A 12,150-nucleotide genomic window follows, 5' to 3' on the forward strand; every position below is an offset into this window, starting at 1 on the left:
GAATCATGAATGAATTATTAAACACAATCAAATATATTCCACATACAATTAAAAATGCTTTAATTGAGATTTACTATAACCAAAAGCTTTATTCTATCTGGTTATTGATTAACTTACTATTAATCGCTGCGACTTTCTTGTTGCTTAATATTACCGAAAGTCTGCCGATTGAAAAATTATCCAAAGTATGGTCGCTTTCTGGTTATTTAGTATTCTTCTGGATTGCATGTTCCGTATATTTTTCTATGAAGATGTTACAGACAAGAGGATTTATGTTAAATATTACAAATACACCGACATACGTATTAACGACGGTTCAGATTATTAATTTTTTCTTGTTGTTTATATTATCTTTATTGATGTTGTTGCTTATTTCAGCGACAAACAAAGTAGAGATGGATACAAGCTTTCTGTGTATATTGTACTTTTCATTATTAACATTTTTATTATTGATGCCAATATGTACGTTACTTGCTTTAACATCACATTTAATTCGTAATATGCGCTGGATTATCATAGGCATTTTAGCAGTTATTTTTATTAGTGTGCCTATTTTATGGATTCCATCAGATTTACCTGAATTTGTTGTAAACATATTAAAGCTTAATCCATTTTACTTTGTAGTGAATGGTATTGAAGAGTCTGTTGTATTAGGAACAACACCTTTTCTTAATTTACCGAGCCAGATGATCTTCCTTTTCGAACTAATATTAATCTACATGTGGTTTAGCTATCTTTACAAAATTCTAAAGGATGAAATCAATGTCAATAAATCTGTGATGTCCGTTAATGAGGATAACTTTAAGCATAAAGACAATAAACTGAATGTAAAAAATATTAACTTCAGCAAAATAAAAAATAAAAAATAGAGTAAAAGATGCAGTCCTGTATCTTTTACTCTATTATTTTTACGCGGCCACGTAATAATTTTTGTTGTAATTTATCTTCAGAGAACACCCATCCGGTATAACTATGAGTTACCTTGTAATCTTTATCTAGTCCTAATATGGCTACAAATGAATAGTGTCCTTTCTTTAAATAACGTAAATCAATAAAACGCAGTTCATAGCCAGTTTCTGTTTTTGTAACTGTCCAGCGGTAAATTGAGCTGAAATTAATGAAAGCTTTAAAATTAGGGTCATTCTTTGCATCCTGCATATATTTTGCTTCAGGAAAAGGTACGCGTTTAAAGCGATCATTAAAGTTAACCGAACGCTTATAGCTACGACCAATATAATCATGTGTGTTTGTCTGAATGGCGACACGCCATTCAAAGAAACGTATCGTAGGTGCAACGAAAGTTTTGATAATGCTTTCGTCTTTCGGTATCAATTTGATGGCTGCACGTTTAATCGATTGTTGAAGTATACGTCTAATGATATAGTAGATTACTAGTATAATAATTAAGCTTGTAAAGATATAAACGGGATTGCCACCAAAGTACCACAAAGTGATTGCACCAATATGCAATAAGAAAATGATAGGATCAAACGTATTGATAATGCCAATTTGAATCCATTTCTTCGTCAGCGGTCTAAGTGCCTGTGTCCCATAAGAATTAAAAATATCGACAAATACGTGCAGAAAGACAGCAATTTGTGCCCATAACCATATATGGAAATATTGATTTTCTTTAAAGATAAAACTCACTAATATTGTGATGAGGATTGGCCACATCAATGTAAATGGAATTGAATGTGTAATACCTCTATGGTTATTGATATAGACGGCATTATTTTTAAATTTTAACACTGTATCAATGTCAGGAATCTGACTTCCGACCATTACTGTTGTTACGATTGCAGGGTACATTGTTGTAACTGCCGGATCAATCGTTGATAATCCTGCAAGTGCAACGCCCATAACGACATGAGTAGCTGTATCCATATGAATCATCCCTTTCATATACTATTATAAGCGAAATTTCATAGAAGCATGAACGAAAATAATCGAATTAACAATAAATTTAGAAAGTTGGTTGTTATGAAACATAAAACAACGTTTAGTAAAGATTTATTAAACTGGTTTGAACAGAATAAAAGACAGATGCCGTGGCGTGAGACGAAAGACCCATATAAAATATGGGTGTCTGAAGTCATGCTGCAACAAACACAAGTTAATACTGTTCGTGCCTATTACACAAGATTTATCGAGCGATTCCCGAATATTGATATACTCGCTGAAACACCGATTGAAGATGTCGCGAAATATTGGGAAGGTTTGGGCTATTATTCACGCATTAGAAATTTCCATCAGGCAATTCGTGATGTAAAAGAACATTACAATAGTGAAGTACCAAATGACCCGACTACATTCCTCTCATTAAAAGGTGTTGGTCCATATACACAGGGCGCAGTGATGAGTATTGCATTTAATCATCCACTACCGGCAGTGGATGGCAATGTATATCGTGTATTTGCAAGACTCGATAATGATCATTTTGATATATCTAATTCAAAAGCACGACGTCATTTTGAATCGAAAGTAATGGAAGTGATGCCGGAAGCAGCAGGTGACTTCAATGAAGCATTGATGGAACTGGGAGCAACGGTGTGCACTCCGAAAGCCCCTTTATGTATGCTTTGTCCCGTTCAAAGTCACTGCGAGGCTTTTGAAGAAGGAAGTGTATTGAATTTACCAGTTAAGTTGAAAAAAGTTAAGAAAACTGTTCAGCAATATAAAGTTCTGATCATCCAAAAGGATGGACAAATCATTATTGAACAGCGACCTGAAACAGGATTACTTGCTTCGATGTGGCAGTTTCCGATGTTTGAAATAGATACACATGTCAGTGATATTGAAGAAAAAATGGATATGTCATTGTTTATTGAAGACACACCAATCGTTAAGACGAAGCATCAATTTACACATCTGGAATGGCAGCTGGAAGTATATATTGCACATACAAAAGATATCATACCTGAAAACTATCAACTCATTTCAGTTGAAGATAAAAATTTATATAATTTTCCGGTATCGATGACTAAAATCTTTAATTATTATATTGATAACAATCATCAAGTTTAATTTCGTTTATTGAGTCCTTTATTGTGTTATAATTTAAAATGCAAATATTATAAATTATAGGTGGTGTGGAATATGGTCAAAGAATCCATACCAAATGAAGGCCAGAATGTGCAGATACAAAGTTATAAACATAATGGGAAAATCCACAGAGTCTGGTCTGAAACAACGATTTTAAAAGGGACAAATCATGTTATCATTGGGGGTAATAATCGCACACTTGTAACTGAAAGTGACGGTAGAACATGGGTTACGAGAGAACCAGCTATCGTGTATTTTCATTCAGAGTATTGGTTTAATGTCATTTGTATGTTTAGAGAAGATGGTGTGTATTATTACTGTAACTTATCATCACCATTTATTTACGATACAGAAGCCATTAAATACATTGATTATGATTTAGATATTAAAGTCTATCCTAATGGTAAGTATCACTTATTGGATGAAGATGAATATGAACAGCATATGAAACAGATGAACTATCCAAAAGAGATTGATGAAATCCTAAGGCGAAACGTTGATATTTTGCAGCAATGGATTGAGAGGAAAAAGGGACCATTTGCGCCGGATTTCATAAAGGTCTGGCAAGAGCGTTTTCATTTCCAGAAAAGAATGAAAGATTAAATCAACCTATCATTAGGTTGATTTAATTTTGTTAAGGGAGTTTTTATATGATAAAACGGTATATGCAGTTTGTTAAACCATACTGGATGTTGATTATTTTAACCATTGCCATCGGAATTCTGAAGTTTGGTATACCTTTACTGATTCCATTACTGATTAAATATGTGATTGATGATGTCATCAGTAATGGTGCCCTGACAATTGAAGAGAAAAAGTCAGCATTGATGAATGCAATATTAATCTTTGGATTTATCTTCGTCGTCATCCGTCCACCGGTAGAATATTATAGACAATATTTAGCACAGTGGACAAGTAACAAAATATTGTATGATATCAGAAAGAAACTATATAAACATTTACAGGCACTAAGTGTCAGATTTTATGCTAACAATAAAGTTGGAGAAGTTATTTCACGTGTAATTAATGATGTAGAGTCAACGAAAGACTTCATCGTTACGGGATTGATGAATGTCTGGCTGGATCTGGTTACAATCATCATCGCACTTGCAATCATGTTTACGATGGATGTGAAATTAACATTAATTTCATTGATTGTCTTCCCATTCTACATGTTTAGTATCTATTACTTCTTTGGTAATCTCCGCAAATTAACGCGTGCACGAAGTCAATCTCTAGCAGAAGTACAAGGTTTCTTGCATGAACGTGTGCAGGGGATGACTGTGATCAAGACATTTGCAATTGAAGAGGAAGAGAATGAACGCTTTAATAAACGCAATAAAAATTTCCTGAAGAAAGCAACTGACCATACGAAATGGAATGCGAAAAGTTTCGCGGTCATTAATACGATTACGGATATCGGTCCACTGCTTGTTGTAGGGTTTGGTGCTTATCTCGTGATTGAAGGAAACTTAACAGTAGGTAGTTTAGCAGCGTTTATCGCCTATCTCGACCGTTTATACGGACCGCTACGTCGATTAGTATCTTCATCAACGACGCTGACACAAAGTTTAGCTTCAATGGACCGTATGTTCCAGCTATTTGATGAACCATATGATATAAAAGATGAACCGCATGCACGTGATATCAAAGTTCAGCACGGTGACATTACATTTAAAAATGTAGGATTTAAATATAATGAAAATGATGAAGAAGTGTTGCATCATGTCAATCTGGATATCAATAGCGGTGAAACTGTAGCGTTTGTTGGTATGAGTGGTGGCGGAAAGTCGACGATGATCAGTTTAATACCAAGATTCTATGATGTGACTAGCGGTGAAATTGAAATTGATCATACTCCATTAAAAGATTATTCAATAGAAAGCTTAAGAACACAGATTGGAATGGTCATGCAGGATAATATACTGTTCTCTGAATCAATCAGAGAAAATATATTACTCGGTAAACCAAATGCGACAGAAGAAGAAATGATCTATGCAGCAAAACTTGCGAATGCGCATGACTTTATCATGAGTTTACCGGATGGTTACGACACAGAAGTTGGTGAACGTGGTGTTAAATTATCTGGTGGTCAAAAACAACGTGTTGCTATTTCGCGTGTATTCCTAAAGAATCCACCGATATTAATCCTGGATGAAGCGACAAGTGCACTTGATCTTGAAAGTGAAGCGGTTATACAGGAAGCGCTGGAAACATTATCGAAAGATAGAACAACCGTGATTGTTGCACATAGACTATCTACGATTACACATGCAGATAAAATTGTTGTGATTCAGAACGGTGAGATAGTTGAAATTGGTACGCACCAGGAATTAATGAACAACCGCTCACGCTATTATAATTTATATTCAATTCAGCATTTAGAAGCAGAATAGTGTGGAGTGTTTGAGCCCTCTATTGTATGATAGATCTATCATACATGGGGGGTATTTTTTGTGGACTTGTTACAAACGATTCAATAGATTGTGGATACAATTCTTTTGATACTGATACTGATTGTTGTTATTGCACTTGGTCTTGGCGCAGACTTAGTTCAAGTTGCACGTGCGATGATGATGCGTGTCGGATGTATTATGCCCAAACAATGTCATACGAATGACTGTCCTGTAGGAGTAGCAACAACTGATCCGGATAAAGAGAAAGGTTTAGTTGTAGAAAGTCCGACACAAATTACAGCGAAACACTTATTATATCGTACTGAAAATGGTGAGATTATTACTGGTGAACAGTACGAAAATAGAATGTATAAAGCTTTAAAAGAAGCTGTTTAATTATAAAGCGATAAACTCAATTTGGGTTTATCGCTTTTTACTTTATTTTTTAGAATGATTTCTTAATTGAGTCTAAATTAAATTTGCATATCAAGATATTGTGAGGGTAAATGAAGAATGAGGTGATATTAATGGATTTAACATTTCTTAAGGATGACACGCTTTTAGCTGCAAAAAATTTACTCGGTAAAAAAATTACTACAAAAATAGACGGCAAGCTTACAAGCGGCTATATAACTGAAGTAGAAGCCTATTTAGGAGAAGCGGATAAAGCAGCACATGCTTACCAGTTACGTCGTACGAAGAAAAATGAAATGATGTATCGAGAATACGGTGGTGTATATGTCTATACGATGCATGGACATCACTGCATGAATTTTATAACACGTGATGCTACAAGACCAGAAGGGGTATTGATAAGAGCGATTGAACCTGATGAAGGGATTGATACAATGATTGAGCGTCGAGGAAGAGCAGTAAATATTACTGATGGTCCAGGAAAATTAACACAAAGTTTAGGTGTTAAGCGCGATTTACATAATGGGACACGGTTAAATGAAGGACCTATTCAGTTATCTGAAGGTAAGGTGCCAGCGCAAATAATAGAAAGCAAACGCATCGGTATCGATAATAAAGAAGAAGCAGTAGAATATTTATATCGATTTACTGTAAAGGGCAATCCTTACGTTTCAAAAGACAGCGTTAAACCTGAAGAGAAAAATGGCTGGAAAGCATAAATTAAAAAAGCAGTCGAAAGACTGCTTTTGACTGCTTTTTAATAATCGATATTTTCGTTTGCTATCGTGATCTTTTTATCTTCTTTATGATATTTATAGAAACTATGTGTAATGCGGTCGAGATGTTCTAATCGGTCTCGATAATCGAAAATAGTACCGATAACAATTAAAACATGTTCTTTACTATATTCAGGTGATTGCTGTTGTTCGATTTCTTTTAGGAATGCATCAAGAATATTTTCTTTAAATGCTTCGTTAATCATGTAGTTATCATCAATTTTAGTGGCTGGAACTTTTTGAGTTACGCGCATTAAAATTTCCTCGTGTATCGTCATTAATTCATCAAGTTCAAATTTAATCTGGACTTTTAATTCCTCTGGTAAATGGATAATATCATTTTCATAGCGATGCAATTTTCGTAAAACATCATGTGCACGTCGTGTCGCTAAAATAATTTCTTTAAAAATAATTTTTTTCCTGATGTTACGAATACTTCCTTTTTTTGAATATGCACGTTCTTCTTTATATAAGTTATATTGCTCTTCCACTTTTTCGATTCTGCTTCGAATATCATCGATGTCATGTTTTACTGCATGAAATTCTGTCGACCCGTTAATTTCAAGTCGAATCCATTTAAAAATATCGCTACTGATATTCAAACAGTTATAATACATCTTCGTTTCAAACTTAGGTGGCAGGAACAATGTATTCACGACAAATGCACTTACTACGCCAATCATAACAAAAGTGAATCGATAAATAGCAGATACAAAGAAATCACCATCCTGATGATCCATTATGATGAGCTGTGTTACGACGGCAAGACCCGTTACATGGGATAAGTTTAGTTTTTGTAATACAGAAATTAGAATAATTGATGTGATACCGATAATAACGATATGAAATCCGAATAAATGTGCCATAATAACAGCTAATACTGCGCCGATTAGATTTCCTTGAAACTGTTCGATGATAGTCTTAAAAGATCGATAGACGTTTGGCTGCATAGCAAATAATGCTGAGATACCAGCTACGATTGCACCAGGTGCATTAATTGCATGGGCGATAAATAAAGAAATGATGATAGCGATGCCGGTTTTAAAAATACGTGCGCCTAATTTCATTTGTTAGTTCTACCTCATTATTTGATTGATAGTACACTTATACATGAATTTCAATTATTTTTCAACCGTCATTGACATAAAAGCATTTTCTACAGCCTTTAATGTGTCCTGAATATCTTGTTCTGTATGTTCAGTTGTGATAAACCATGCTTCATACTTCGAAGGTGCTAAATTAATACCTTGGTTCAGCATCAATTTAAAGAACTTCGCAAATGCTTCACCGTCAGTGTTTTCTGCTTGTTCATAGTTGATAACTTTTTCATCTGTAAAATAAATGGTCATTGCTCCCATTAAACGGTTGATTGTTGCACGAATATTATATTTTTCGATAAGCGCTGACATACCGTCCTCTAATATTTTACCGAGACGATCTAGCTCTTCATAGACACCATCTTGTTTAATGACTTCAAGTAACGCAATACCTGCCTGCATACTTAATGGATTACCTGCCATCGTACCTGCCTGATATGTTGGACCGAGTGGTGCCACATGTTCCATAATGTCTTGACGACCACCATATGCACCGATAGGTAATCCGCCACCGATGACTTTACCAAAAGCTGTTAAGTCGGGTTTTACGCCTAGAAGATCCTGAGCACCACCATACATGAAGCGGAAAGCGGTAATTACTTCATCATAGATTACTAAAGCACCATGTTCATGGGCGATATCATTTACTGCTTGAAGAAATCCTTCTTTCGGTTCAACGATACCAAAGTTACCGACAATCGGTTCAACTAATACTCCGGCAATCTGATCACCGAAATGGTGGAAGGCTTCTTTAAATTGTTCAATATCATTAAATGGAACAGTGATCACTTCTTGTGCCACACTTTTTGGTACACCTGCAGAATCAGGCGTACCGAGTTGTGATGGACCACTACCTGCAGCAACAAGTACCAAATCAGAATGTCCATGATAACAACCGGCGAATTTAATAATCTTATCACGCTTCGTAAAAGCTCGTGCTACTCGGATTGTTGTCATTACAGCTTCGGTTCCAGAGTTTACGAAACGGACCTTTTCTAAAGAAGGAATCGCTTCTTTCAGCATTTCAGCAAACACAACTTCGTGTTCAGTCGGCGTACCATATAATACACCATTTTCAGCTGCACGCTTAATCGCTTCAGTAATATGGGGATGTGCATGTCCTGTAATGATAGGTCCATATGCTGCTAAATAATCAATATATTTATTACCATCAACATCGTAGAAGTATGCACCTTCACCACGTGCCATCACTACTGGCGCACCGCCGCCAACTGCTTTATAAGAACGAGATGGTGAGTTGACGCCACCTAAGATTGCTTCATTTGCGCGTTGCTGTATTTTTTCAGAATTTGTAAAATTCATTTTATCAACCTCTTTTTGTTTAGTATTTTCGTCTACTAGTCTATCATAGAGTTAATAAAAATTTGATTAGGAGGATTAAAATGTTGAAAATTGGAGATAATTTACCTGCATTTGCAATGGAAAATCAAAATGGAGAAGTTGTAACGAATGAATCGTTACTTGGACAAAAGACGGTATTATATTTTTATCCGAGAGATAATACACCGACATGTACAACACAGGCTTGTGATTTTAATGATCATCTGGAAGATTTGAATGAACTGGGTGCAAAAATTTACGGAGTGAGTGGGGACAGTAAAACGAAACATACAAATTTTATTAAAAAGCACAATTTGAAATTTGATTTACTTGTTGATGATAACTATCAGTATTCAGAGGCACTTGGTATTTATCGTTTGAAAAAATCATTTGGCAAAGAAGCAATGGGTATTGTAAGAACTACGATTATTCTGGATGAAGATAACAAAGTTATTGCATATTTTGATGGTGTTAAGGTGAAACAACAAATGGATGATATTCAGTCAGTTTTACGATAAGGAGAGAAAGCAATGAAAGTGATTTCTACGATTGATCTAAAAGAATTGATAGACGAATTAAGAGAACAATATCCAGAACACCAATTTATCCAGCGTGAAGGATTTGATCGTTTAACAGATGAGGATATTCAAACGATGGAAGTCATCATTACTTATGATTCTAAGTTGAATGAAACAATCATTAATAAAGCGAAAAACTTAAAATGGATTGCATGGTATGCAGCAGGTGTTAATAAATTGCCACTACCCCTTATCAATGACAAAGGAATCACATTAACTAACGCGCGTGGGGTGCATAAAATCCAAATTTCTGAGTATATATTCAGCTATATTATGACTGATTATAAAAATGTAATTCCTTACTATGAACTACAGCAAGAAAAAGGATATAAAACAAAGATTCGTCATAAAGAGTTATTTGAACAGACGATTACCTTTATCGGAACGGGTGAAATACCGCAATATGCAGCACATATCGCAAAAGCTTTCGGTATGAAAGTGATTGGTCTTAATACAGATGGTAGAGGTATCGCAGGATTTAATGAAGTATATGCAATAAATGACAGAGAAAAAGCGTTTGCTCAGTCAGATATTATCGTCAATGTATTGCCTGAGACAGAGAAAACAATAGATTTACTAGCAATAGAAGATTTTCAGGCGATGGGTGAGGATGCTTTATTTATAAATGTCGGAAGAGGGACGATAACAAAAGAAGAAGTGCTTATAAAAGCTTTGCAGGATAAAGTAATAAGAAAAGCATGTTTAGATGTGTATTACAATGAACCACTTGAACCGACAAATCCTCTTTATGCATTAGACAATGTTATTATGACACCGCATATCACTGGGAACAGTGTTCATTATAATCGACGAGCAACAGAAATCTTTAAGAAGAATTTGTCTGTTGGTATAGAAAACAAAGCGGATTTTGTAAATAAAGTCGATGTTTCAAAGGGATATTAAGGTCATCGATAACAGCAATAAATAAGCGAGATGCATAGGACTATCATTACATCCCGAAATTGTCTATTTGACATTTTTGAAAAAAAGAATGTAAAATAGAATTAATATAAAGTAGGAAAGGGGTGTTATGATGTCAGCTGAATTGAATATGGAACATATGCTTGACGATGCGATTCAAAGTTTACGAAAAACTGGCGTGAGAATAACACCGCAAAGACAGGCAGTACTTAGATTTTTAATCGAATCTAATAGTCATCCTACTGCCGATGAAATATATAAAGCGTTATCGCCACAGTTTTCGAACATGAGTGTAGCAACTGTCTATAACAATTTAAAAGTTTTTAAAGACAGCGGTTTAGTTAAAGAGCTCACATATGGAGATGCAGCAAGTCGTTTTGATTTTGAAACAGATAACCACTATCATGTTATATGTAGTGAATGTGGTAAGATTACTGATTTCCACTATCCTAGACTTGATGAAGTAGAGAATATCGCTCAACATATTACAAGCTTTGCAGTGACACATCATCGTATGGAGATTTATGGTGTATGTCCAGAATGTATGAACAAAAAAGGAAATCGCAAATAGCGATTTCCTTTTTTGATATTAAATGTTCTACAAGTTACTATCGTTATTAGTTTCTTGTTTTTCTTTTTCTTTTTCTTTTTCTTCTAATACTTTACTCTTTCTTGCGTTGTTATAATCTTCGTTAAATTCTTTTCCTTCTAATGTAGGATCTAACGTAAGTGGCTGGTTGCAGTTTGCACAAATATCAGCACGACCTAACATTTTAGTATAGTGCTCACAGTTTGGACATCGCACCTGAATGGTCTTTGTTGAAAGCATTCCAATCCAGAAATAAACAACGAAACTAATTAAGAAAAGAATCGTTCCTAATAATAAGAACAGAGAAAAGATCAGTTGACTATGGTAAAAGTAAAAGATTGCAGAACCGATATACATAACGATCATTGCCAGGAAGATTAAGCCGAGTGCCCATGAACGGATGCGATTAATCTTGCTTGTAGGTTTTTTATTGAATAATTTCAAACCATCATCTCCTATATAATACTGAAAAGCATTATATCATATTAATACATGATTATCTCATTTAACTATATCTTCTTTATAAAAGAACGAAAGAAACTGATGGAATAAGTACTAAGATAAGATAGTATCTTCAAAGAAATTACTATAGTTTACTTTAAAAGACTAAATAAAGATAAAAAAATTAATAAAAGGTATTGACGAAAGTAATCCATCTTGATAAGATATAAAAGTCGCTGAAAACAAGCGATGCACAGCTTTAAGACATCGAAAATAACAAAGTGAAAAAGTGTAAAACTTGCACTTGAAACTATGTTCATAACGATGTAATATAATAAAGCAAGAAAGATTACTGCTTGAAACGAAATAAACAATCAAGTGTAAAACTTCTCAAAAATAAGTGTTGCAAAGAGTTGAGAGTTATGGTAACATTAATTCTTGTAACGCGAAAAAATGAACATTGAAAACTGAATGACAATATGTCAACGTTAATTCCAATAATTTGAGTGAACTAAGTTCACTCCCAAGAGTGATTGCCATAAGCAATCAAAG

Annotated in this window: 12 protein-coding genes and 1 pseudogene; 9 read left to right on the forward strand and 4 right to left on the reverse strand. The window is 34.6% G+C overall.

Annotation, left to right across the window (positions count from 1 at the left end; all coding sequences use genetic code 11):
- Nucleotides 1–5 precede the first annotated feature (5 nt).
- On the forward strand, nucleotides 6–869 hold the full coding sequence (locus tag BHU61_RS07685; protein WP_111715886.1) for a hypothetical protein: 864 nt from the start codon (nucleotides 6–8) through the stop codon (nucleotides 867–869).
- 25 nt (nucleotides 870–894) lie between these two features.
- On the opposite strand, the gene BHU61_RS07690 is transcribed toward BHU61_RS07685, so the two are convergent.
- Nucleotides 895–1,887, reverse strand: a complete 993-nt coding sequence (locus BHU61_RS07690; RefSeq protein WP_111715888.1) for a metal-dependent hydrolase — start codon at nucleotides 1,885–1,887, stop codon at nucleotides 895–897.
- 96 nt (nucleotides 1,888–1,983) lie between these two features.
- Here BHU61_RS07690 and mutY point away from each other — a divergent pair, with 96 nt between their 5' ends.
- The 5 genes and pseudogenes from mutY to BHU61_RS07715 all read left to right on the forward strand — a co-directional run bounded on the left by mutY (nucleotide 1,984) and on the right by BHU61_RS07715 (nucleotide 6,574).
- On the forward strand, nucleotides 1,984–3,027 hold the full coding sequence (gene mutY / locus BHU61_RS07695) for an A/G-specific adenine glycosylase (protein ID WP_111715889.1): 1,044 nt from the start codon (nucleotides 1,984–1,986) through the stop codon (nucleotides 3,025–3,027).
- A gap of 72 nt (nucleotides 3,028–3,099) precedes the next feature.
- Complete coding sequence (ntdP, locus tag BHU61_RS07700; RefSeq protein ID WP_096075953.1) at nucleotides 3,100–3,648, forward strand: nucleoside tri-diphosphate phosphatase; 549 nt, start codon at nucleotides 3,100–3,102, stop codon at nucleotides 3,646–3,648.
- 47 nt (nucleotides 3,649–3,695) lie between these two features.
- A complete protein-coding gene (locus BHU61_RS07705; RefSeq protein ID WP_111715891.1) occupies nucleotides 3,696–5,441 on the forward strand; it encodes an ABC transporter ATP-binding protein in 1,746 nt (581 codons plus the stop codon).
- 123 nt (nucleotides 5,442–5,564) lie between these two features.
- Nucleotides 5,565–5,837, forward strand: a pseudogene (locus BHU61_RS07710) (glutamate synthase-related protein); the annotation flags it as partial.
- Nucleotides 5,838–5,968: 131 nt separating this feature from the next.
- A complete protein-coding gene (locus BHU61_RS07715; protein ID WP_111715894.1) occupies nucleotides 5,969–6,574 on the forward strand; it encodes a DNA-3-methyladenine glycosylase in 606 nt (201 codons plus the stop codon).
- A gap of 38 nt (nucleotides 6,575–6,612) precedes the next feature.
- On the opposite strand, the gene BHU61_RS07720 is transcribed toward BHU61_RS07715, so the two are convergent.
- Together BHU61_RS07720 and BHU61_RS07725 are read right to left on the reverse strand one after the other, a co-directional pair.
- A complete protein-coding gene (locus tag BHU61_RS07720; protein WP_111715896.1) occupies nucleotides 6,613–7,698 on the reverse strand; it encodes an FUSC family protein in 1,086 nt (361 codons plus the stop codon).
- A gap of 54 nt (nucleotides 7,699–7,752) precedes the next feature.
- Nucleotides 7,753–9,051 (reverse strand): glutamate-1-semialdehyde 2,1-aminomutase, encoded by a 1,299-nt coding sequence (locus tag BHU61_RS07725; protein ID WP_111715898.1) that lies wholly within the window; start codon nucleotides 9,049–9,051, stop codon nucleotides 7,753–7,755.
- A gap of 80 nt (nucleotides 9,052–9,131) precedes the next feature.
- On the opposite strand from BHU61_RS07725, the gene BHU61_RS07730 reads away from it, so the two are divergent.
- From BHU61_RS07730 to perR, 3 genes are all read left to right on the forward strand, one after another.
- Nucleotides 9,132–9,587, forward strand: coding sequence for a peroxiredoxin (locus BHU61_RS07730; protein WP_099581126.1), 456 nt, complete (start codon nucleotides 9,132–9,134; stop codon nucleotides 9,585–9,587).
- Between the two features lie 12 nt (nucleotides 9,588–9,599).
- Nucleotides 9,600–10,550 carry a phosphoglycerate dehydrogenase gene (locus BHU61_RS07735; RefSeq protein WP_111715900.1) on the forward strand — a complete coding sequence of 317 codons (951 nt, stop codon included), beginning with the start codon at nucleotides 9,600–9,602 and terminating at the stop codon, nucleotides 10,548–10,550.
- A 130-nt stretch (nucleotides 10,551–10,680) separates the two neighbouring features.
- Nucleotides 10,681–11,139, forward strand: coding sequence for a peroxide-responsive transcriptional repressor PerR (gene perR / locus BHU61_RS07740; protein ID WP_096075961.1), 459 nt, complete (start codon nucleotides 10,681–10,683; stop codon nucleotides 11,137–11,139).
- Nucleotides 11,140–11,166: 27 nt separating this feature from the next.
- On the opposite strand, the gene BHU61_RS07745 is transcribed toward perR, so the two are convergent.
- Nucleotides 11,167–11,601, reverse strand: a complete 435-nt coding sequence (locus BHU61_RS07745) for a YgzB family protein (RefSeq protein ID WP_111715901.1) — start codon at nucleotides 11,599–11,601, stop codon at nucleotides 11,167–11,169.
- Between the last annotated feature and the right edge of the window lie 549 nt (nucleotides 11,602–12,150).

This window comes from Macrococcus epidermidis, from assembly GCF_003259695.1.
Taxonomy (GTDB): Bacteria; Bacillota; Bacilli; order Staphylococcales; family Staphylococcaceae; genus Macrococcoides; species Macrococcoides epidermidis.